This is a genomic window from Paenibacillus allorhizoplanae, assembly GCF_927798215.1.
GTDB classification, from domain to species: domain Bacteria; phylum Bacillota; class Bacilli; order Paenibacillales; family NBRC-103111; genus Paenibacillus_E; species Paenibacillus_E allorhizoplanae.
Window position 1 is genome coordinate 293,456 of the sequence record NZ_CAKMMW010000001.1, and the last position, 25,020, is coordinate 318,475.

A 25,020-nucleotide genomic window follows, 5' to 3' on the forward strand; every position below is an offset into this window, starting at 1 on the left:
CTACCGCCGGGATCAAAACAACGGCACTCTGTATTTATCTCCTTGTTCCGAGTAGAGAATTGCCTCTGAGTTATACAAATCAACTTGCTTTAAAGAGGATTGAATATTCCCTAGCGTTAGTTTATTCGTCTTTAATGCATGCAGCAAAGAAGGGATCTGTTTATGATCCGTACCGATTAAATTCACGTTCACCATTTCTTGATTGAATAGGATATTGGTTTTATTAAATTCAGCCCAACGATCCACTTTATTTAAGCTTGTAAGTTCTAAAGAGTCCAATAATACGCCCATTTACATATCCACTCCTCTTTTTAAAATAAAAAAATAGCATGGATTCAAGGATCCATGCTTCCGGGTGACCAGTCAGCTTTTAATTCCGATTAATTCAATGTGTTTTATAAGTTTTAAATTATCATTGTTTTACTGGAATGTCAACCCAGGAAAATGATCCCCATCTAATTTCAATTTATACCTAGTGAGTTTTAAAAATATTTGTTTATATACGATATCTTGAGTTAATTATAGGTAGTGCGATTTCAACGGTAGTCCCTTGACTAATTTGGCTCTGAATGGACAATTTACCACCATGACCTTCCACAATCCGCTTGCAAACCATGAGTCCTAAACCGGTTCCATTCGCCTTTGTTGTAAAAAATGGCTCACCTAACTGGGCTAACATCTCTTCAGAAATACCTACGCCTTGATCTTTAACACAAATAATTAAGTCTTGATTCATTCGATTTCTACACGATATTTGAATTAATCCCCCACTGTCCATCGACTCTATCGCATTCTTCAACACATTAATTAATACTTGTTTGATTTGGTCAGGTATACAAGTTATGACAGATATGTCTGGGTCCATTTCCAATTGTATTTGAACATTATACAGAAGTGCATGCGGTTGTAAGAAACTAATGACACTTTGAACTAGCTCTATAGCCCTACTCTCTATGTAATGACTTAGATGTGGCTTTGCTAGCATCATAAATTCATTGACAACATAATTGATATGTTCAAGTTCTTCCATCATAACGTCAACATAGTCTGTATTTTTATATTTAAGTAATTGTACAAACCCTTTCAAGGAAGTCAATGGATTACGTATATCATGTGCGATACCAGCAGCCAGTTGACCAATTAAAGCTAATTTTTCAGACCTAATCATCGTTTCTTCGGACTTTTTACGCTCAGTGAGATCACGAATCACACTCTGTACAACAGGAAACCCCAAATTTTTATAAACATAGATAGAAGAAATTTCTACATCAAAAAAAGTGCCATCTAACTTTCGCATCTTTCGCTCAATAAATTCACTGTAGCTATCCATCTCCGAATGCATGACCTGTTGAAGTCGCGCTACAATGAGGTTCCTGTCATTTGGGCAAAAAAATTCATAGATGGATTTTCCTTTGAACTCGTCTGAAGAAGCACCGCCAAATAGTTTACAACAAGCATCATTTACAAACTGGATGATCCCATCCTTATGCAGCGCGATAGGTTCAGGGTTGAGTTTTAGCAATTTTCTAAATTGTTTTTCTCTTTCTAAAAGATCTTCTTCCGCTTTTTTCTTTTCGCTAATATCCCTTTCCACACCAACAAATCCAATGACCAACCCATCTGTATTTTTCACAGGAGACACTGTTACATTTGCGTAAAATGAAGATCCATCTTTTCTAAGTTTCATCGTTTCGAAATTCTTGATGGGCTCGCCGTTTATTAATGATTGATATAGTCTAAACGCATCTTCTTTGTACTCGTCAGGAGTCATCGGCAATACTTGCCCAATAACCTCTTCCCTCGTCCACCCATGCAACTCTTCAAATTTCGTATTTACATCCAACACTACGCCATTTAAATCAACGATTACTATCCCATCCGAGGTTGCGTTCATTAGGGAATTGATTACATATTCTTTTAGACTCACAAGTAATCGTCCCCCATTTATTCAATCGATTTTGGTTCTATTCTTCTTAAATTGATAAAATCCTCTATTAATCGCCCTTAAATTTGAGAGTTTGTACGAATCGACAAAAGCAGACAGCCAATCTACATCACTCGACTGTTCCACGATACAAATAAATTCTGCGAACCAAGAAAAAGGCAGCCGCTCTCACGGCTACCTCTTACATGGTTTCTATTTTTTCCTGAGGAAATTGTACAACGCTTCAGCCGTTTCCTTTCGTAAAGCTATGGAAGAAGGAGAGAATCGTTCGTTCGAGATGCCTGAAAGAATGCCGAGCTCGATCGCCTTATTCACATCTTCTAATGCCCAGGTAGAAATTTCGCTTTGATCTGCATAGTCATCAAGTTTACTCTTGATAGACGTATAGCTGCCATTCAAATACTCATAAGCTCTGACTAATAGGATCGCCATCTGTTCACGTGTCATTTCTGCATTCGGATCGAATGTCTGTTCCGTTACACCTGAGATCAAACCGGCTCGTCTTGCTGCAGCAACATCTTGGGCATACCAGTCATCTGACTGAACATCTTCAAATTCCGAAGTCCATGTTGCCTGCTTCTTCAAATGTAAAGAGCGAACCAACAACGCAGTAAATTGTGCTCTCGTCGTTTTCCCATTGGGGTTAAATTCACCCAACGTTATGCCTTCAATGATATGTTTCGCTGACAATACCTGCACAGCTCGTGAGGCCCAATGTGATTCAGGCATATCATCAAACTTCTTATCATACGCCAGTATAGTGTAAATGCCCGGCTGGTCCGGCATGAATGTAGCTGATTTAGACGAGAGATCAATTGTTCCACCTACGTATTCCCATTTCCCGCTCGTTTTTTCATAACGATATACACCAAGCAGCGCTGGATCCTTACCTGTAGACTCAAATGGGAGAACAATTTCAACTCCGGATTGGAGCTCATTTGCTAACCACGTTTCACCAGCCTCAGACCGTATGCGTAGTGCAAATTCAATAGCTTGACTTGCTAGGTTTACACGAACGGTAGGATCTGTTGCACCTGCCTGCAAAATGGAAGGCTCTAAGATGGGCCGCGCCGTAATATCAAGTATTGTTTGACTACCGTCGCCAACTACTTTCTCCTTCAGTGCTTTGACTACTTCAGGCTGAACAGTAATCTGAGCTGTCACTCCATGAACTTGTAGAGGAACATTCGGAATCTGCTTCGTTGGCACGGAGACTGTAACCTTGTCATGTCCCATTTCTACAGTAGCTTTATCATCTTTCACGATGATGATATCTGGTTTTTCCGTTGGTTCAGGTTTTGTTGCTTCAGGCTCTGTCGAGTCAGGAATTGTTGGATCAGGAACCGTTGTGCCAGGTCCCGTTTCTTCTTTAGGTTCAGGTACCAGTTGCAACGAGATATACTGAGATTTCCCCATCGTATCCTGTACATTTACTTTGAATTTCAACTTCGGACTAAGTTGTTGAATCTCTATTCGAATATCCTTGCTAATCACGCGTTGAGCAGGCTTATCTAACTCAATTTCAATGAATCCATTATTCTCCATGGTTGGATCCGCAACTGAAATCTCATATACACCAGTAATTTTGTTTCCATGCATCATGACGGATGCTTGGCTATTTGACGTTAAGCCGTCAACGGAAGTCATTTTATCCTTCCAGAAATTGAAGCCAGTCATGCCCAGCTTGTTTTCACGAACCGCTTGAACGTCCTGTGAATTAGCCAGAACCGTGTAATCCGGAGACGAAGCATACGCTGAGGTTTCGGTCTTGCTCGCATTAGGCAGGATCGCATATTGATAGCTATCATTGGTTGGATTCGAACCATGATCAAACCACATGGTCAAATAATTATTTTTTAACAGCTCCGTAGGCACCGTTGTTTCAGGCGGATTGCTCAAGCTTGTATCCGAATATCGGCCTTCTTGTTCCGCACGCATTAGTTTAAGTGATTGTGTACCCGGGAAGACGTAGCCAATATCGGCACCAGCCACATTGCCTTGCAAATGAACCCATTCAGGATGATCCAGGGTTTCTTCTCCAAAGAATCCATTCTTTAGTTCCCCATTCACATAAAGTTCATTCGTATTATTTCCAGAGAGCTTGCGCTGTTCTACGATCGACTCGACGGGCTTATTATCTGTACTTGTAATATCCGAACCTAAGGCAATAATTTCGTTGTCAAAAGTAAACCACGACTTATTCGCTTTCAGCTGTGTGCCAATCTGAATTAAATTCATGCCCGTAACACCATATTTACCTAATACCGCGCCACCAGCCCAAGCGTTCGCAGGAGATGATTCCCCATCGCCATATTGGTACTGGTCTGACGTTCTAGGTCTAACAACGACGGTTGTACCTGGTAAACGATACCAATTAAGCGTTGCCCAATAATGATCCGTGTATTGCGATAAATCATTGTTGTACAGATAGGTCATGCCATCACCGGTATACCATCCTTTCGCATTTTCACCATTCGTTAATTCGTAGGTTGCAATTCGCTTCGAACTCTTACTTACGCCAAATAGATAGCCATCCCCTACATGTATGCTGCGAGCCATCGCGTTCATTTCAACATGTTCTGGTAGTTCAGCTAAAGGTTGAATAGCTGGGTCTTCCATCCATTCTTTAATCGTATCCGCCAAATCAAAAGGAAGTTGACTGTATGTCAGCCCTCTAGCCAAAAGAAACTGGAAGTGATATTTAATGAAGCTTTTTAAATAGGCAGCCCTGTCCTCTGAAGCCGTTTGCGCGATACGGGACATACCGATTATAATATTTAGGCCTGATCCATAGGCATCTAAGCCTTTCCTAACGATCGCACGTCCACGTGTCATATCCAAGATCTGACCTTTGTACATAACCGGAGCATATCCTTCTTTCATCCATCGATAAACATGCTCTACCTCAGGAACGACAGGTTGCCAAGTGCTCCCATTCAATAACAGCAACAAATTGCCCATCCCATTAATAAGCACTTCACCATAACTACCTGTATAAGCAATTTTACTATGCTGAATAAATGAACCATCCTCATAGAAACCATCGCCCGTTGTCACATAATCAAACAGTGGCGTCAGTCCATCACGCGCATGAATAAGACGATCATAGTTTTTCTCAACAAGACCCAATCTCGTTTCAATCAACATAATATCTGAACGATTGGCCCCTACCTGTGTAAAAGTAGGTAAACTTACATCGCCAATGTAATGATCGATGCTTGCTGTATTTCTGGCAATTTGCTCTGGCGTCAAATCGTCATACATGAGGATAAGAATATCCGCTAAACGAGTTGGGGTACCGATATCCCAGTTCCACCAATTACCAAATTCAACCCCAGTGTTCGTGTATAAATGATCTAACATCCAATCCATAGCTTGAAGAATGTCTGCCTTTAACGCAGGATTGTTAGTGAGATTAGTCCCCTTCGTTGCATATGACTGTGCCATCGCTTTCAAGCGTGTATAGTGATCGAGTACGAACGTTGAATCCGAAGCGGAAGGCACTAAATCTGTCCATAGCGTCGTACTGGCACCATTCAATTGCAGGCTATCCCAATACAATTGTGCTTTCGCTGCATTGTTATCAATTCTGCTTTTGATCTCACTATTAGTAACATCTAGAGAGTCTTTGCCCGTTATCGTTTCCTTCCAACGAATTCTAAGTTTATCGTATTCTTGCGGATCCTTCAGCACGGGAGCCTTAACTTCAATCGTAGCCGATGCTTGCTTACCATTGGAAGCCGTTGCTGTAATGGTTGCCGTGCCTACTTTCAATGCCCTTGCAAGTCCATCCTCATCAACACGAATAATACTTGAATTATTAGATTGCCATGTTAGCAGCTTGTCGGTTGCGCTAGCTGGCTCAACGGCAGCTTCCAATTGCAAGGTATCATAGTTGGTTATTTGCAATGGCGCATTCGTAAAACTTACACTTGTAAGGGGAATAAACGGTGTTACGGTTACCGATGTATGGCTTGTAAGCGCATTGTTTAATTCCGATGTAGCTGTAATCGTTGCATGGCCTTCACCAATTCCGGTTACGATCCCATTCGTATCTACAGATGCAACACTGGAATCGGATGATTGCCAAATCAGCTTTTTATTCGTCGCGTTATCAGGTTGGAATGTGACCTGTAACGGTAGGGTTTTCCCTTCTACCAAGGAAGCTTGGTTAGGTAAGGTAATGTTGGTCAATAGGACTGGTTTGGTGACGGTTATCGGAATCGTTTTCGTGAATGCGCCCCCATAAGTGCTTACCGTAACGGTCGTGTTGCCCTCCTTTACTGCGCTAACCAAGCCATAAGTGACGGTAGCAACGGTTGGATCGACCACATGCCATAAGAAACGTTGATCAGATGCATCTACTGGTAGGGTAGTTGCCGTGATGGTGGAGCTGGTTGTCTCTGCTAATTCAAGTGCATCAAGCGAGGTAGTTAGACCTGACACGGGTACATAATCCGAGAGTTTTAAATCGTCCACATACCACTCACCCAGCACTCCACTTTTAAAATATTGATACAAATAGATATGTCGGATATTCAACCATGCCGCTGGAAGGGAGGCTTCTCCTAGAAGTTGATCATTTGCAAAGTAACTAATTTTTCTGGAAGCGTTATCAATAAATAGTTTCAAACGGTACCACGTATTGGCTTCATAGTTGGTCAACGCTAGATTATTCGCATCCCTTATTTTCCCAGTGTTATCAAACGAAAGGACAGAAACATTCGTCGTTGCCGAAGCAGGAACGGGCGCATTTAAACTTCTGAATTGAATATCCCTGCGATGCTGGGTACTATTCATATAGACAGAAGCTTCGAATACAAGATTACCCGAAATCCCGGTATTTCCTGCTACGGATCCGCCTAAGTTGTTTCTTCCCGTATTGATGTTTGTTGCATTGGAAACCATCTTGAGACTGTAGTCATCACGCAAGGGAGCTTGTGTCATCATGACATAATCTGTATTCGCAGCCGAATTATAAGTCCCCCAGGCGCCTCCAATCGTACCATTGTAGGTTGTCCCATTGTAAATCTTCGTGTTTTTAACCGTTGCACTTTCATCATAATTCACACTAACATGCACGGTAGCAGCAGCCTTAGACCTTGGCAACCCACCGCCGCCTGGAAACCCAATTGAGAAACATATCGCAACAACCATGACACTAGCTAACCATTTCTTGAATGATAGAACCATACATGACCTCCAGGATCTATAAATTTAGTAACTCTTTGATCAAAAAAGAAGAACGTACATGTTATAAACTGTGCGCCCTTCTAGTTGTCTTCGCCTATTACTTCGTCTTCCGTTCGTACCAGTAACCTGGAATTCCGCGTTCCATACGCATTAACGCTTCCAAATAGTAATAATCGCCCCAAATCATATAGTCATCCAAGCCGCTATTGCCTCTTACATGGTAGGAACCGTGCTTCAGCAAGCCTTCCGCTTCTTCGCCAATGGTTGCATACTGGTTCACAAGTGAATTCATGGTTTGATTCAGTCCCTGCTGGATCCAGCTGCGATCTGCATCGCCTACTTGCAGGAGGTCCATCAGCTCCAGCATTCCGCAGGCCGTGATGGCCGATGCCGAGCTGTCGCGACTCGTATTCGCTTTAATCGGCACGTTGAAATCCCAATAAGCAACATGATCTTCTGGTAAATGATCAAGGAAATAGCTTAACAACCGTTTAGCCGTTTGCAGGAAGGCAGGATCTTTGGTGTAACGGTAGGAAAGTGCGAAGCCGTAGATCCCCCACGCCTGACCTCGCGTCCAAGTTGAGCCATCCGTGTAGCCTTGATGGGTGCCTCCGCCAAGCGGATCTCCTGTCTCCTTGTTAAAATAAAATGTATGATACGAAGAATCATCGCCCCGTACCAGATACCGTCTAGAAAGCTCGGCCTGCTTGTAGGCAACTTCTGCATATTTCGGTAGACCCGTCACTTCGGAAGCCCAATATAACAAAGGCAAATTCAATAAGCAATCAATAATGATGCGTCCACCATTTTTCTCATCGTTTTCTGGACCCCAAGCTTGCAAAAATCCGCCTTGTTCCCGCCATCTGCCTAACAAATGATCCGCCGCTTGTAGAGCCAGATTACGAGCACTCTCGTCCTTCTCTACGATCCATCCAGCTAATGCTGATAGTCCGTACAGGAAACCGATATCGTGATGTTCTAAGCATATTTTCGCTCCCAGCCGCTGTTTAAAATCTGCAATTTGCTGCTTCGCTTCATCTAGGAAGAATGTATCTTGACTGTACTCATAGCTCAGCCAAGTAAGCCCAGTATGAAACCCTTCAATCCAATCTTCATTCGCAGACCATGCATACCGCTTTTCATTGGTGATATGCGGAAAAGTGCCTGGATGCTGCTCCAAGTTCCGGCGAATTTTGCCGATTGCATCTTCAATTGCTTCACGCCACATCGCTGTCATCCTCTCTGTTTGCCCGTTTCCTATTCGTTATTTCAACTCTCATGCCAATTCAAACTTATCATGAGTACGATCTAACCAGCTTTGCAGTTCTTCCTCTAATGTCATAAGAAGCTCCGTCTGTGGCCGCTCACTGAACACAATAGGATTGAGTTGATAAGGGTCCTTCTCATGTTCATACAATAGACGCTGCACTTCTGCGCCAGGCGCATAACCTTTATGCACGACATAGGTGTACTGGCTTGTGCGGATTCCCCGCCAGCCAAATCTCCGATTGTCTAAGCCAGCGGAAGTGAAGAGTTCAATCGCATCCTTCCTTCCGGGGAAGGCGCAGATGAAAGCAGATGAAATATCAGAATGGCTCGTTCCAAGCAGATCACCGGACAGATCGAGTCCTTCAACTGACGCAGGCACGGGGACCCCAGCAAGACCGAGTAACGTAGGCATAATATCCACACTGTTAAAAAGCATATCCGTGCTTCCCTGCCCAATCGTGCCTCTCCAGCTCATCAAACAAGGGATCGCAATGGATTCCTCATGCCAGGAATGCTTGGCCATAAGGCCGTGCGAGCCCATAAGCTCACCGTGATCCGACGAGAGCACGATCAGCGTGTTCTCGGCAAGTCCAAGATCTTGAATTTCCCGATAAATTCGGCCAAACTGCTCATCCATCCCAGACACCGCTGCGAAATAATCACGGGTGTACCTGTGCAAAGCCTCATCCCCACTCTCAAAAGGCTCGCCTGTATGCGCTGCAAGATGCTCCGAACTCACATTCGGACGGAGGTTCAGCTCTCGTCCCTTGTATAGCTCCTTGTAGCGTTCAGGTACCAGCTCGAAGGGACTATGCGGCGGATTCCAAGAGACAAATAACGCAAACGGATCCGTTTGTTCTTTTCCTCGGGCCCGTATAAAGTCCAGCGCCACATCGGTCTCATGCTCCAATGACCATTGGTCGACTTGAATCATCTCCAGCGTGTCTTTCCAATAATGCGGCTTTAGATGATGATCATACGCACCGTACGAATACCAGAAATCAAAGCCGTGCCGTTTGGGACCTGGCGGTGTAAACGCATCCCATTCACGCGCGCCAGATGCAGGCTCTGGACACCCATTCTGCTCAGGTAAATCCAAATGCCATTTACCGATATACCCGGTTTGATACCCCGCAGCCTTCAGCGCATCTCCGATACCTACCTCGTCGGGACTCAGCATAACGTCCGCGCCGATTTTACAGTTCGTATAGACCCCCGTCGATTGCGGATACTTACCCGTCATGAGCGCTGCCCTGTGCGGTGAGCATAATGGCGTACAAGAGAGCGCATGGTTAAATACCAGACTCTCCTGTGCGAACTTGTCGATATTCGGTGTGATCACCGGATCTTCACCAGTAAAACCAACAGCTTGCTTTCGCCATTGATCTGCAAAAATATAAATGATATTGGGCTTCATGTCGGGCTCACCCTTTAACCGCGCCTGCGGAAATCCCTTCGACGAATTGGTCTTGGGCCATAAAGTAAATCAGAATCGTTGGAATAATTGCGCATACCGCCGCTGCCATCAACGGCCCATACTCCGTCGCATGCTCCGATTGGAAATGCTGCATGCCTAGCTGGAGTGTAAACAAGCTATCCGAATTCAAGTAGATTAATGGACCGAGGAAATCGTTCCACGCATGCATGAAGGTAAAGATCGTTAAGCTGGCAATCGCTGGTCGTATTAAGGGTAGAATGACCCGCGAATAAATGCCGAACTCGCTCAGTCCGTCAATTCTGGCCGCTTCTGAGAGTTCCTCCGGAATCGCCATAAAGAACTGTCTGAATAAGAACACACCGAAAGGACTAAAAGCTCCTAGAAGAATCAACGCCCAATGCGAATCGATGAGCCCGATTTTCTTCATTAACATAAACTGCGGAATCATCATGACCTGATACGGCACCATCATCGTCGCCACATATAAGAAGAACAATTTATCCCGTTCAGGAAATTTCACTTTGGCAAACGCATACGCAGCCGTGGAACATGTGATAATTTGCAGCAACGTGGTAAGCACGGCAATTTTGATCGTATTCAAGTAATAGGTGAAGAAAGGAAGTTCCGTCCATACCTTGCTATAATTCGACCAGTAAAAGTGGCTCGGTATCCACTGAATCGGGAAACTGAATATTTCTGCCTCGGACTTCACGGATGCGGAAAGCATCCAAAGGAAAGGAACAACCATGGACAAGGCAACAGCGATAACAACAAGATATAACACTGCTTTTCTCACTACTGCGCCAAGCTGTGGACGCTTCGACAGCCTCATGGTGAACTGACTTGATTCTAATTGCATACTCATGCTGGCTTCTCCTTTCTCTAAAGCAATCCGCTCGTTAGGAATAGTTCACCCAACGTTTTTGTCCTCTAAATTGAATCAACGTAATAATGAGAATAATCGTGAATAGCACATAAGCCATTGCAGAAGCATAGCCATATTCAAATCGTTGGAAGGCCGTGTAATAAATGTCGTAAACCAACATGTGCGTTGAACGACCTGGTCCTCCTTTGGTCAAGACGAACACAAGATCGAACACTTTGAATGAATTGATGATACCCATAATCACCGTGAAGAAAATAACAGGCGATAGCATTGGCACCGTAATTTTGCGTAATTGTGCGACTTTACCTGCACCATCGATTTCAGCCGCTTCATACAGATCCTTAGGAATCCCCTGCAAGCCTGCTAAGTAAAGTACCATGTAGTAACCGATGGAATGCCAGATACTGACGATAATCACAGAAGCCAGTGCCCATTGTGTCGAAGCCAGCCACATTGGCGGATTATCGATTCCGATGCTTCTAAGTATCCCGTTAATGGGACCCATGGTCGGGTTATAAAGCAGCTGCCACACGACGGCTACCGCAATCGTTGCTGTAATGTGCGGCAGGAAAATCGCCGTTCGGAATATTTTAACGCCTCTCAATCCTTTATTGAGGGCGACTGCTGCCAAAATTGCAAGGAACAATGTAACCGGTACCGAAACTGCTGTCATTATTAAACTGTTGAACAGTGAGATACGAAACGTTTCATCCTGCCATAAGTGCGTATAATTCGAAATTCCAGCCCATTTAATTTCGCCAAACCCGTTCCATTCTGTGAAGCTCATAAGGAAGGAAGCACACACTGGCAAGCAAATAAAAATTAAAAATCCAAGTATATTGGGAAGCAAAAATGTATACCCTGTCAACCGATTACGTCGTAATGCTTTGCTTGTAACCTTCATATACTTCACCCCTATTGAAGCAATCGAGCCCCACCTTCATTCGGCGAAGCCCGACTGTTTCTGTTCTATGACTTATTTCTTGCCTGCTTTGTAATCCTTGGCATATTTATCTGCCCATTCAGAAGCAACACGCTGACCGATCTTTTGAATCGCTTGATCAACGGTTTGAGCGCCTGTTAATGCCATTTCGCCTTCTTGCTTGTAGACGCTGTTCACCAGAATGTTTTTCACACCAGGTAGCAAAGGATATTCTGGATATTCCTTTTGTTCCACGAAATAGTGAATGTTCTTAGGCTTCAAGCTACCGTCGCCAATATACGTCTTGCGAATATCATCGTTGATATAGCCAGTGAGGAAGCCTTTGGCTGCGAATTGCTTCGCGCCTTTCACACCGGTCATGAATTGAACCACTTTAAACGCCTCTTCTTTGTGCTTGGAGTTTTTACTGACCATCAAAGATACCGGGGTCGCCAAGCTTGTATTAGCAGCTACGCCTTCTGGATGCGGAACGGGCACAACGTCCCAATCAAAGCTAATTTTCTTCTCTGTTTCTGCTTGTCTAAGCTGTGCCACATGCCAATCGCCGATTAAGTTCATCGCGATATTTCCTTTTTGGAAAGCAGCGTTGTAATGCGCGGACGTTGTAATTTGTTCTGCCCAGCCCATGATGGAGCCGTCTTTTTCCATGTCCATTCGGAATTGAAGCCCCTTCTTGAACGCGGATAAATCTTTATCAATGATTGAAGCGCCAGTTTGAACGCCTTGCATATACCATGTTTGTGCCCATGGATGTACGAATGCTCCATACACTTTGTTCGAGCCATCGCCTTTCGTCATCTTCTTAGCTAGCTCCCGGAAATCGTTCCAAGTCATATCCGCTTTCGGATAAGCAACACCGGCTTGATCGAACAATGTTTTGTTGTAGAACAGCATCCAGTTGGATTTCCGATACGGAAGTCCGAACACTTTATCGTTTACTTTTAACGCATCGTACAACGGGCCAAATCCAGATACATCTACATTTGCTTTTTTGACATAATCATCTAAAGGCTCTAAAATGCCAGTATCCAAGAACACGTCCATCGTCCCGCCGAACAAATCCATATCCTCTCCCGAGGACAGCTGCATGCGAAGCTTCTCGTAATACTGCGCTTGTGGAATCGTTTCAAATTGCACTTGTATATTCGGGTTCTCTTTGCTAAATTCGGCATAAGCCGTTTTAAACGTTTCCAAATCATCTGGAAGTACAGTTGCTTTCAAATTGACTTGTGCCGCTTTGGCATCCGGGGAAGTTGTATTTTTATCTCCCGTCGTTGTCCCAGCGGAGCCGCATCCTGCCAGCAATCCCAACAGCAATGTGCCTGTCACACCAAGCTTCAAACTTTTTTTCATTGGACACTCACCCTTTTTTTGATATGATTTGTTTGCGTTTTCTTAATTTGAATTATACGTAAATGCCAAAAAGTCTAACAGATGAATGTTTTATTCCCCCATTTGGCTGCTGAGAAGGAAGTGATCCGATGCTGTTCGTTACGTTAGTCCTGCTTATTTTCACCATTTTATTCACATATAAAAAGCTAAATCATGCGTCAACCCGCTTCATGTACGGCATTATTATCGGCTGGGTACTTTCATTCGTATCGTTTACGTTATACCTAAGTAAATTCAATTACTACTTCAATGTCATTCACAGTTTCTTTGATTTCAGCCCTGGCACATGGAATTACTTGGTTTTAACCAAGTTTAACCCCAATTGGCTCATTCGCATGCTGAACGTAGGCGTAGGACTGTTCTACTGCTCGCTGCTTGGCTTTGCCATCGCCTTCACCCGCAGTCTTAGCCTTTCAAAGCAGCGGATCATTTATGGCGGCATCTCGCTCTTTTTTATCATCGAGACGGCTTATTATGATCCCGCTTTTCATATTGTACTAAGCCATTGGATCGACAGCCTGCTATTCTTGAACACGATCGAAATTGCCTTAATGAGCCTTCGCTACCTGATACTTTTTGTTGCTTTTGGTGTGCTCATCAACTATTATTTGAATTATCCGAAAATTAGGTTTATCAAAAATTTAACCCTGTATCATGTTCTGCTCTTTATTCCGCTCGTCGTCATCCATCTATTTATTTTCTCATGGGCCCCGAAAGTATTGGTTAAGGAAACGTATTTGAAAGGATATTTCAACTATCTGCAGCCACCCCTTGGCTATCAGTCGATCTTACTACCTGTATTTCCTTTTGCCATTTATTTAACACTAGTCTTGATGATTTACCTGGTGTACAAATTTAACTCGATAGAGAATTACCGCAAAAACCGCGATATTCAAATCAATAAAAGCATCGACACGGCGACGCTCGGAACGCGCGCGTTTACACATGCCCTCAAAAATCATTTGATCGGCATACAGTCCGAAGCAACTTATCTGAAAGAGCGCCATCAGGCGGACAGCGAATCCTTATACAGTCTTGACCTCATCTTACAATCGTCGCAGTCGGCACTCGCCAGTATCAACGAAGCCGCAGATAAGTTGAAAAATATGAACTTGAATCTCCAGCCGATGTCCATCGATATTCCGGTTGAGCAGGCAATTGCTCGGTTAAGTGAACAAGCTATCGGCTGCCAAGTCGACTATTCGCCTGGCACACTCCCAGCTACTAGCTATATTGATCCCGGTCATTTGACCGAAGCCATTTATAACTTACTTCTTAATGCCAGCGAATCCCTGCAGTTCCGCGAGGATGGCCGCATTGTGGTTGAACGCAGCCAGCAGAACGGCTGGGCGCTTATCCGGATTTCCGATAATGGCCCTGGTGTTGCCGAGGAGCATTTGGAGGCGATTTTCGATCCTTTTTTCACCACGAAAGCATCGGTAAACAACTGGGGGATCGGCTTGTCCTACTGTCATAAAATCATCTTAGGCCACGATGGCAAAATTGTCGTAGAAAGCAAGAAAGACGTTGGAACGACCTTTACGGTGTTCCTGCCGATTATCTAAAGAATGGGACAGCTGAAGAAAGGGGAGGACTGCACAATGACACAACAACCTATCCGTATTCTCATCGCCGATGACATGGAAGCCCACCTCAGAAGGCTGGAAAGGACATTCGCCAAACACGATGATTTTGCCTGTGTGGCGCGTGCTTCATCGGGACATGATGCGGTTATTCAAGCAGCGCTGCATCAACCGGATGTGATTCTCATGGATATCGAGATGGAATCTCAATTTGCAGGTATCCAAGCGGCCAAAGTAATTAACGAGAAATACCCGCAGATGAAAATCATCGTACTCACCGTTCACAAGGATGAGAACTTCATTTTCGCAGCCTTCCAGACGGGCATTACGGACTATTTGCTCAAAAATGCTGCCGACGGCGAGATCATGGAAGCCGTGCGCTCCGCCTTCATGAATGCTTCGCCTATCCGCCCGATAATCGCCGAGAAGATACGCGAAGAATTTGCACGCGTGAAGCGAGCTGAGAGCTCCCTGCTGAATATTATTCAGATTATTTCGGAGCTTACCCCCAGCGAATTACAGGTACTAAGACTGTTATGTGAAGGTAAGAAGCGAAAGCAAATCGCCGAAGAACGGTGCGTTGAGTATGAAACGATCAAGAAGCAGATCAATTCTATTCTGAAGAAATTTCAAATGCCAGATTCGACGATGGTGATCCAAACGATTAATGATTTGCGTATTTTCGAGGTCATGAAGAAGCTTTAGAGATACCGCGCGCCCCTTCTGAATCGCAATATCTCCGCACATCGCTGAAGACAAGGAACCTGGTTCCCTTTCACAGCACCGTGGTCCTCGCTGAAGCGATAAAAGAGGATGTCTCGAAAGGTCGATTTAGACCTTGAGACATCCTCTTTTTCGTTAAGAATCTTCCCCTTAGTCCAATGCCCCGTAAATCGCAGCACGCAGTCGCGGATGTATGAAGGGCTCCTGGCTCGGCAGCATCTGCTGCATGTACACAACGGACAGCTCTTCTTTCGGATCAATTAACATGTACGACCCGGCTAGACCAGCCCAACCGAATTCACCCATGGAGCTGTTAATGCCACCAGCAGCTGGATCCATCATGACGCGAACACCTAAACCATAGCCATAACCACGCAATTGCTGCCAATTAAAATCCTTGAGCTGTTGCGGATTTAAGTGATTAGTCGCCATCAATTGAATCGTTTTCGAACTAAGAAGACGCACCCCTTCATGCTCCCCGCCTTTGGCAAGCAGCTGTGCAAACTGGCTGTAATCCCCAATCGTCGAAAGCAGGCCTCCTCCTCCGCTTTCATAGCGGCTTCCAGGTTGATAGCTGGCATCTGTCTTTGTATTAGGTGTCAGCGCGCCGCCTTCTGGACGATCGTAGATGGTGCATAGACGATTTCGCTTATCTTCCGTTATCCGGAATGAGGTGTCGATCATCCCTAACGGATCGAAAATTTCCTTCTGGAAAAACTCACCAACCGTTTGCCCCGTAAGCACTTCAATCAATGCGGTCAGAACATCGTGACTGAAACCATACTTCCAGCGCGTGCCGGGATCGAATTCCAGCGGAATGGTTGCCAATCCTTTGGATAACGCCTGCATGTCCATCGTCTCTCTTTTAACGTTTTCCAACATAGTACGAGTTTGTCTTTCGGTTTCCGTGTCTTCTCCAGGATAGGTAAGCCCAGAAGTCATCGTGAACAGGTCCTTGATCAGGATTGGATTGGTCACAGGAGACAAAGATTTCGTACCATTGTTATCTCGGAATGTCTGTTGATTTTTGAAGGCGGGTAAGTATTCCTCCAATGGATCGTTAAGCAAATAGAGCCCTTTCTCATACAGCATCAGTGCCGCAACGCATGTAATTACTTTCGTCATTGAATAGATCCGGTAGATCGTATCTGGCGTTATCTCTTTCTTCTTCTCTAAATCCGCATAACCTAGGGTTTCTTTATAGATTACTTCTCCTCGCTGCACAACGGTACAGGCGCAGCCCGCTGGTCCCTTTTCCATGATACTCTTAAGAAGTGGCGTCAATCGTTCTTCAAGTCGTTTAGTTGTGTTCATTTGCTATTCCCTCCTAAAATCGATTTTTCGCCTAAATCTGCTCACTTTATTGGACATTCGATAATTACCATATTTTTATTCTAACTTTTATTGGTACTTGCTACAATAAAAAAACCAGCTAACATCCGATTACGGAGGTTAACTGGCAATTGACTTATTTAACATGGCCCTTCGGTTTCTTACCGCTCCATCTTTCATCTACTTTCTCGTTCATCGACTGATACCTTGCATCTACACTAATCCGGTACTGGTTCGTCGTATTTTCAAGGGAACAGTGCATCAAGAACATGCCGAAGATAAGCACATCCCCTGCCTGGAATTCGGTTGTTGCCCACTTACCGCCAAATTTCTCCGTAATGAACAGCGGATCATCTGTATAATGATTCACTCCATCACGATCAGCATCCTTAGAGCCGTAGGACGCTTTCAATTTCTCGAAACGGTGTGAGCCAAGACAGATAGCTAGACCTCCCATCTCATAGGAGATATCACCCAGCGGGGACCATACCGTATACACATTATGTGTTCCTCTCCCCATGTAAACGATATCATAATGCGCCCCTGTGAAATCACCTTTGCCTACAGCTCTCAGCCATTTGTAATGGTAGGTTAAGGATTTGTCACCCAGAAATTCATCAAAGAAGCGCATAATATGTTCGCCATTCAAGACATTCAAGAGTGCAGGCAAATCTTCATTCGTTCCCCCCATGAAAATGGTTTTGCTGCCATCGGCCATCACACCCTCCTCAAGCTGAGTGTCGCGATTTAGCTTGCCCATCTGAGCCATTTTTTCCAAAATGCTTGTACGAGCTTCCAACACCTTGTCCCGATTATGAAATCCGCGAATGAGTAAGTATCCATCCTCTTCCATACGTTCACGCAACGCTCCGATATCATGAAAGATATCATTAGAGTTTCTAAGTTCCTCTAAATGCTGCCCATGCAGCTCTAATTCGCGGTTGCCGACTTTCACCATCATCTTCATCCACACTCCTCCGTGTTTTCTTGCTTGCTTATAGTCTAAGTATAGGGTGAACAGCTTATTTCAACCATGGATAAGCGTTATCATTTCATGTATAATCGTACAATATTGAAGAAGAACAAAGCGAAGGAGCACTCTATGACCTTTATCGATATTCCCTATAAATTAGAAAAGAGAAGTGTTCCTTTCCCTGTATTTCACTCGATCTGGAAGGTGCATGCCGATAATAGCTATGAAGTGTCTAAAAGGGAAGGCTTCGATATGCCAGGTCTATTCCTTACATTTGATGGTAAAGGCAGTATCACAATGGCTAATCAGACGTATGAACTGGATAAAAATACTTTTTTCTTCGTGGAGGACGCTACCCTTGCCATGTACAAATGTCTGAATAACGATTGGAAGTTTTATTTTTTAGATTTCAGTCAACTAGACATGGCCCGCTATCTTCAGCTTCCAGTAGGGGAAGTTACCTCTACAGGCAAAATGGCAGAAGCCATGCAATTGTGCGAACGGATGATTGACGGCTTAATTGCTCAGCCTATTGGCTACGAATATGCGTCAAACATCTTGCTGCAAGAATTGTTACTCTTGTTTACTAGAGAGCATTCCTTGGTTGCTCTTTCTCACCACACCGAGCTCAACCAAATCCTCATCTATATCCATCGAAATTTGGACAAGCAAATTCGCATTGAAGACCTGCTCCAGCTAAGCGGCTGGTCGCGTACGACCTTTTTCACCCGGTTCCGTGCACTGACAGGCTTGTCTCCAACCGATTATCTACTAAAACTAAAGCTAGCGGCTGCGAGAGTTGCTCTCGAAACCACTAGCTTATCGTTGAAAGAAATCGCAGCTAAGCTGCATTTTTATGATGAATTTCACTTTTCCAAGCTATTTAAGAAAGCATTCGATCAATCACCTTCTACGTACCGCAAACTGAAATTAATGGGTACTGAGAGGTAATAGTAAGACTAGTTTAAAATCTTAGTAGCAATCCAAGCAAAATCCGCAATATCGATCACGCCGTCTTGATTAACGTCTGCAGCTTTAATGGAATTCCAGTCCGCATCCGCCGAAGTTGCTCCATAGTGCTTCGCAACAATAGCCAAGTCACCGATACTTACTTTCGTATCGTTGTTTAGATCGCCTGCTGTTCCCGTAATTATTAAAGCTTTGAAGGTTGCAAGGGCAGCATTCAATGCACTCGCAGCTTGTGCAACGTCATCTTGGCTTGCAGATACATTATTAATGACCACAATCGCCGAATTAATGGCCGCAAGTAAATTCGCTTTGGAACCAACTGGATATTGGCCGACGAGTGTGCCTTCCGCTGCCCCATCATGCCATTGCTGAGCCTCCGATATGAGCGCTTGCAACGACGCTTTATCCACATACGCAATGGATATGCCATGCGAAGTGATTGCGAGACTTGTTTCCTCTCCAACGGCGTTGGCGATCAACAACTTTGAAATCGTAATCGTGGTACTCGACGATTCATGAAGTGATTTGGATTTCCAATGAAGCTGCAACAGATCGTCGTTAGCAACTGCTTCTGCATGACCTCCAATTTTGACAACAAGAATTCGAACCTGACCTTCTGTTAGTTTCTTGTCTACAATGGTCAAACCATTACTGACAGATTCCACACCATGGAATTCTACTTTTGCTGGATCATAGGTGAACGTCAAATCCTGAGCTAAGATGTTATCCGCAGTATTGGCCAATCCGTAGTTCAAATCAAACGTGCCTCCAGCCATCACCGTATTCACACCATCGAGTAGAACTTTATTAGGTTCTTCCGATTGAGCTGGTACGACAACGGGCAAGCTCACCGTCACCGCTTTGGTACCATCGGATGTCCGCGTTATTTCCAAAACGAGATTCACTGTGTTCTCCGCACTGGATGGTACAATAGTTCCATCCATGTGAATGATAGCTGGATGATCCGTACTTTTAATTGCAATGGTATAACCGGCTGGAACGTTTGGCAGTGTCAATCTGCCTGCATCCTGTGCAGGAGCTGCTATACTCGTAATTCCAGCAGCAACTTGTGCAGCTGTGGGCGCTTGCGGATTGGTTAAATCATCGACAATTAAATCATCCACAATCAAGACAACATCAATCGCTGATAATTGCGGCTGTGCTGTTTGTTTAACAGACTCAATAGCAATGTAATAATCGTCCTTGGCACCTGTTTCAAAATCTAATACCGCGTTCGCAGTACCTGTTGATTTGATAATGGGTAGCGTAAATCCCGGTATGAGAGATTTACCTGTACCTGTGGCAGTGGATAAAGGTACGCTATACGTCTGACCATTCGATCTTGATTTGGCTGATAGACGATACAGCCCGGCTTTGTTCGCCTCATAATTCATACTGATTTTGTAATGGGTATTTGGCAATAGCTTCAGCGTTGATGGCACAGTTGCCAGTAGTTCAGCAACAAGCGGTGTACTTGCATTTGAAATGAAATCTTGTTCATTTGACTTCAAGGAGAAATTCCCATTAATGACGTACGTCATCGGTTGCGAAATGGTTGGATCGGCAGCTTTCACTGCATCGCTCACCTTCTCAGCCAAATGCGTCTGACCTCCGCTTGATGCCGCTTGAAACATAAATGGTCCATAGCCTTCCGAGACATTTTCGAAGTCTTCGTAGAAGTAATGTGTACCAAAATCTGTTTTGCTTGGGTTTTCCCACAGCTTCACATCATCAAACCACACGTTGGAATTCGCAACGCTTGTTGCATCCGCTTTTAGATAGATCGTTGCTTTCCCGGTAGCATCAGCCGTAAAATCGACTTTCATGCGTTGATAATATGTGTTTTTGAATTTACTAGGCTCTTCTAAGTTCTTAATTTTCGATGAAGTGATGAAATTCGTTACTTCAGGTCCGCCGTAGTTTTTCACGCCAATCGTAACTGTTCTGTCGGACGTACTGCGGGACTTATTTTCGCTGCCATTGGATGTTGAAGCATTATTAATATCTACCCAGACTGAGGCAGAGTAGGTTTTGCCTGCTTGTAAACCATATACAGTCTGCGTGATCGTAGCATCTTCCGCGCCCTTTACTTTCAGGAAGTTATTCTTCAATGAATCATGCTGGGCCGTTACGTTCCCAGCTGTAGCGTTCGCCAAGGAAGATTTCTCCCAGGATGCAAATGCACCGCTATCAAAACCTGGATCCTTCACAGGTCCGCCGAATCCGAAATCGCCAGCTTGCTGCGTATCTGCACCTTGCTCATCCGCTTTGGATTTGTAGATCACATACGGAACATCGATGGTTGTATTACTTATCGTTACGGAACCATTGGCAACTGGCAGCGTACGCTCCCAAACACGTCCTGTATCCGTCAGCTTATACATTTCAATGGAAGACAAGCCGCTCCAGCTGTTTGGCAATTCCCACGTTGTTGAACCACCTTTGGGATTCCAGTAGTAGATCTTGGATTCATTTTGTGGATCCCACGGTAAGAACAATTGGCTTTTTTGATTACTTACATCCAATTGGCCAACACCGATATCTCCCCAGTCTTTATGATTCAGCACATCATATTTGGCAATCGTTTTGCCGTCCTTTTTAAGCGAAGCCGTGCCAATGAGATAGTTCGAATCTGCGCTATCTGCATGGTATTCATCCAAGGAAGCGACGACTCCGCCCCCGAAAACGACTGTTTTATCCATACCAGAAGCATCATGTGTCGTATTAAGAATAGGGAAGTGCTGCATATATTTCGTTAACAAATTATTATTATAAAATAAATCAATTCCGTTCTGAATGTCCGTTCTACCTTGCCAAGTACCAACTCCTGCTTGCAGCATACCTCTTAGCAATACACTGGTATACGGGCTTGGTGCTTGGAACGTATCTTGATATTGGTTTTTAATAAAACGGATAATCTGACTGCCCGGCGTTTTACTAGGATAATAAGGATCGGTTCCCCAGTGGGTCCAAATCACATTTTCCTCCAGGGGTCCAGAGAACTCTGTTGCAAACCAGAAGCCTAATTTGTTCTGAATCACATTAGCAAATTGATTTGCATGCCAACCTGCTCCGCTATATACATCATCGTAAATCATCGCAAGATTGGGAACTTCTTGTTTAAGCTGTGTATACCTTTTCTCCAAATCTCCACCAGCTAAATCTTTGGCTCGATCAGACGGATATGTAGGGTCAACCCAGTCATAGTTCGAGCTTGTGCTGCCCCAATTTTCCGGTTTGGCATAGTAAGCATCTGGATCTTGGCCATCAATGTTGGTATGAACGCCGACTTTCACATTGTATTTTAACCCTTCATCAACAAGCGTGTTAAAATCTTTCAGCCCACCTTCACGAATGCCGAAGTGGCCAGCGAGGTCTGGATGACTGTCGTCATGCCCTTCTGCTTGATATCCTTTTTCCAAAATAAGCTGTCCGAATCCATCGTACAAATTATAAAGCTTCTTGGCGTTATCCAATGTACGTAAGAATGGGTTTTGCGCTAAGCTGTTGAAGTTCATGGCGATATAAGAGACATAATTATTGATTTCGCTTGCGCCGGGAAGGAGATTCTCCGACCAAACACTGCGGAAATCAATCGCTGCATCTTTCCAATCTGCCGTGTGATCATCGTTCCGATCAGGTGAAATAATAATTTTCGATGAGAAATCCAATTTAGGCGGGAATTTGCTGTCATCGATGATATCTCCTCTTGCCTTCCAAACCCCGTTCCACATCGAAAGCTGCTTATTGGTACCATCTTGCTCCGCTGCAATGTTCATGACAATTTTGGCTGGTGTATCTACAACGTCATTCATGATCGCTGCCGCCAATGTGCCATCACTAACAAAACCATACGTTCTTAGCTTACTGTCTACCGTTTGATCTTTTAATTTCGTTCCATAAATGGCGTCATTGGTATAGAACTCATCATTCATCTGATTCCATTCCCCAGTTACCCAAGAGGACGCCCCTTGTGCTTCGGGATTGCTGCTCGACACCGTAACTAACTTATGATTAGGGAATTCCACGGTTCGTACTTTATAACCCGAAGGCTCACTATTGATATGCGTTGCCATATTAACGATATTGCCTGTGACTTTATAAGTCACTGTCATCTTCACTGTGCCTGCTGCAGCTTCTGAGTTATCATCTACGACGGGAACGTCTAATTGATAAACGACCGTATCCCCTGCCGTTTTCGTTGCACTTTGTACCGTTGCAAAGCCGTCATTGCCGTTTATTTTCACATTGTATAGAAAATCGCTTTGACCTTGCAAAGTTGCATTCGGAGCCTCACTTCCATTCCACGTATAACTGCGTATGGTCGGGAAGCGGTTATCCATGGTTACACTCAATTTGTCTGATGCGATCGAAATCGGTTGTAACGCTGTCGGTTGTGGCGGTGTTGGCGGGATATAAGCTTCCTGTGAGATTTGGCTGATCGTTATATTTTTCGATGTGAACCAGCTTCTCAAGCCTACCTTACCTTCGGCAACCGGGAAATCCGCACTTCCACTGACAACCAAACTATCATTCAACCAGACTTTAATGTTTTTGCCGATATATTTAATTTTCAGCGTATAGTCCGTATTGGCTGCTAGATTAGGCCCGCTGGTGGTCAAATCGCCGTAATGCGATGCATCTGTTTGCCAGCCCCAATTTCCGTTCGTATTATAATAAATCATCGCGTAAGGCTGTGATGGTGAGATATATCTGAAAATAAATCCGATACGCCCCGTATCAATATTTGTTCTGAACTTGATGGTGTAAGTACCATCTTGAATCGGCAACGAATCGTTATCATAGATTTCCCCAAACATATTGGTCATGTTCAGCTGATTATTCACGATAGCTGGCGTCGGTGTGTAGGCTGTCCCATCGATTTTATTCCAAGTACCCGTTAAGCCATCGTTATAATTCCGAATGTACGTCGTTGGTTTCGGCGGCGTGTAGACGTCACTTTCTTTATATGTAACTTGCATATCATCCATAAAGGTCGTTAATGTCCCCGTGGAGCTTGCAGTGTAACCCTGACTGCCATTCACAACGGACATCCCCACTTGAGTACCCGTAAAGATTTCTGTACCATCCACGGTAACTGTATAGGTATCCCCTTCATAATCTACACCCACATTGTGTACCACACCTGAACTTAGAGGTTGAGGCGTACTCGTTAAGTTATACGAGACATCTGCACCGTCTTTTTTACCCGTCAATGTCCAATTCCCAGCACTATCGGTTCTAACTGAACTCCAGTTACTCTCATCGACATATCGGAACAACAGTCCAGCCGAGCTATAATTGCCGTCTAGTTGCAGTTTGGTACTGTAGGTTCCGTTAATCGCTAATGGCGATTTACTATCAACAACTTGGCTTGCGCCATTGGTTGTCGTAATTTGTGCAACCTTTCCATTAAAGCCTGATAAAGGTGTTTTGAATGAGTACGTAGGAACGACTGTACTTGCAGCTCCCATTTGTAAGCCCGGCGTTGCGTCATCCGTAAAATTCCTTGTATAGACGACCGCATTCCCCTTATCACTATCCGTCACTTTCACATCATCAATATTTAATGTCTTTGCAGCGAAGTAGGAGCGAAAGCCAACCTTACCACCTGCTGTGGGAAGCTTGCCCCCTGAGGTTGACGTGTACACAAGCGCGCCGTCTAGATAGACTTCGTACGTATCCCCGCTGAATGTCATTTTGAAGGCGTACGTTTTGCCTGGATCCAATTTAATTGTCTTGTTCAGATAAGAACCCCACACTTCACTGCCACCATTATACCCATCCCACAACCAACCGTTCGCGTCACGGGAAACCATCGCATAATGCGTTGGATCCTTATATCTGGCTATGAATCCGAACTGCTCAGAAGCCCCTCCGTCTATGTTCAGCTTGGCTTCAAATGTCCCATTAGCCACATCAGGCATATCGTTAAAATAAAAGATTTCATTGCCGCCGTTCGGATTTTTGGCAGCTAGAAATTGTCCATTCATTTCCGAGTAGGTAGCCCTTGCGCTTACCGCTGTGTCGGACGTTACTGTCCCTTTATCCGAGAGATTGACTTCTGTTCCATCTTCAAAATTGTTCGTGTAAGTCACACTCTGACCACTCGCTGCCAATGCTGTAGCATTGCCAAACATCTGTAACGCACCTGGTAATGGTAATACACTGGTAGCTATGAGTGTAGTTGAAAGAATAATGCTTAATTTACGTCCAGTTGCCCTCATCTTATTACCTCCGATATCAGCCTTTTTATATTGATTCCAGTCCAAATCAACGGATGTTTTGCCATAAGCCGATGCCACAAATGGTCTTACATGTTCCGACAATACTCGACATGATACGACATGTATCATTGAAGACATAATGAATCA

Annotated in this window: 14 protein-coding genes; 3 read left to right on the forward strand and 11 right to left on the reverse strand. The window is 44.3% G+C overall.

Annotation, left to right across the window (positions count from 1 at the left end):
- Positions 1 to 12: 12 nt before the first annotated feature.
- The 8 genes from L6I86_RS01035 to L6I86_RS01070 form a co-directional block, all read right to left on the reverse strand.
- Complete coding sequence (locus tag L6I86_RS01035) at positions 13 to 291, reverse strand: hypothetical protein (RefSeq protein WP_236284058.1); 279 nt, start codon at positions 289 to 291, stop codon at positions 13 to 15.
- Positions 292 to 496: 205 nt separating this feature from the next.
- Positions 497 to 1,927: a PAS domain-containing sensor histidine kinase gene (locus tag L6I86_RS01040; protein ID WP_236284059.1), complete on the reverse strand. Its 1,431-nt coding sequence runs from the start codon at positions 1,925 to 1,927 to the stop codon at positions 497 to 499.
- 210 nt (positions 1,928 to 2,137) lie between these two features.
- Entirely contained in the window at positions 2,138 to 7,138 is a 5,001-nt protein-coding gene (locus tag L6I86_RS01045) for a polysaccharide lyase family 8 super-sandwich domain-containing protein (RefSeq protein ID WP_236284060.1), read from the reverse strand.
- 97 nt (positions 7,139 to 7,235) lie between these two features.
- Positions 7,236 to 8,366 carry a glycoside hydrolase family 88 protein gene (locus L6I86_RS01050; RefSeq protein ID WP_236284061.1) on the reverse strand — a complete coding sequence of 377 codons (1,131 nt, stop codon included), beginning with the start codon at positions 8,364 to 8,366 and terminating at the stop codon, positions 7,236 to 7,238.
- Positions 8,367 to 8,414: 48 nt separating this feature from the next.
- Positions 8,415 to 9,824 (reverse strand): sulfatase family protein, encoded by a 1,410-nt coding sequence (locus tag L6I86_RS01055; RefSeq protein WP_236284062.1) that lies wholly within the window; start codon positions 9,822 to 9,824, stop codon positions 8,415 to 8,417.
- A gap of 7 nt (positions 9,825 to 9,831) precedes the next feature.
- The gene (locus tag L6I86_RS01060; RefSeq protein WP_236284063.1) at positions 9,832 to 10,710 is read right to left on the reverse strand and encodes a carbohydrate ABC transporter permease; all 879 of its coding nucleotides are present in this window, start codon (positions 10,708 to 10,710) and stop codon (positions 9,832 to 9,834) included.
- A gap of 34 nt (positions 10,711 to 10,744) precedes the next feature.
- A complete protein-coding gene (locus tag L6I86_RS01065; RefSeq protein ID WP_236284064.1) occupies positions 10,745 to 11,404 on the reverse strand; it encodes a carbohydrate ABC transporter permease in 660 nt (219 codons plus the stop codon).
- Positions 11,405 to 11,707: 303 nt separating this feature from the next.
- Complete coding sequence (locus L6I86_RS01070; RefSeq protein WP_236284065.1) at positions 11,708 to 13,027, reverse strand: ABC transporter substrate-binding protein; 1,320 nt, start codon at positions 13,025 to 13,027, stop codon at positions 11,708 to 11,710.
- A gap of 128 nt (positions 13,028 to 13,155) precedes the next feature.
- Here L6I86_RS01070 and L6I86_RS01075 point away from each other — a divergent pair, with 128 nt between their 5' ends.
- Together L6I86_RS01075 and L6I86_RS01080 are read left to right on the forward strand one after the other, a co-directional pair.
- Positions 13,156 to 14,631, forward strand: coding sequence for a sensor histidine kinase (locus L6I86_RS01075; protein ID WP_236284066.1), 1,476 nt, complete (start codon positions 13,156 to 13,158; stop codon positions 14,629 to 14,631).
- A gap of 36 nt (positions 14,632 to 14,667) precedes the next feature.
- Positions 14,668 to 15,354, forward strand: a complete 687-nt coding sequence (locus L6I86_RS01080) for a response regulator transcription factor (protein ID WP_236284067.1) — start codon at positions 14,668 to 14,670, stop codon at positions 15,352 to 15,354.
- Positions 15,355 to 15,522: 168 nt separating this feature from the next.
- Here the strand turns inward: L6I86_RS01080 and L6I86_RS01085 are convergent, their stop codons facing one another.
- Together L6I86_RS01085 and L6I86_RS01090 are read right to left on the reverse strand one after the other, a co-directional pair.
- The gene (locus L6I86_RS01085; RefSeq protein ID WP_236284068.1) at positions 15,523 to 16,686 is read right to left on the reverse strand and encodes a serine hydrolase domain-containing protein; all 1,164 of its coding nucleotides are present in this window, start codon (positions 16,684 to 16,686) and stop codon (positions 15,523 to 15,525) included.
- A 154-nt stretch (positions 16,687 to 16,840) separates the two neighbouring features.
- Positions 16,841 to 17,671, reverse strand: a complete 831-nt coding sequence (locus L6I86_RS01090; protein WP_236284069.1) for a phytanoyl-CoA dioxygenase family protein — start codon at positions 17,669 to 17,671, stop codon at positions 16,841 to 16,843.
- Positions 17,672 to 17,737: 66 nt separating this feature from the next.
- On the opposite strand from L6I86_RS01090, the gene L6I86_RS01095 reads away from it, so the two are divergent.
- Positions 17,738 to 18,628, forward strand: a complete 891-nt coding sequence (locus L6I86_RS01095) for an AraC family transcriptional regulator (protein ID WP_236284070.1) — start codon at positions 17,738 to 17,740, stop codon at positions 18,626 to 18,628.
- 8 nt (positions 18,629 to 18,636) lie between these two features.
- On the opposite strand, the gene L6I86_RS01100 is transcribed toward L6I86_RS01095, so the two are convergent.
- The gene (locus L6I86_RS01100) at positions 18,637 to 24,975 is read right to left on the reverse strand and encodes an endo-alpha-N-acetylgalactosaminidase family protein (protein WP_236284071.1); all 6,339 of its coding nucleotides are present in this window, start codon (positions 24,973 to 24,975) and stop codon (positions 18,637 to 18,639) included.
- Positions 24,976 to 25,020: the final 45 nt, after the last annotated feature.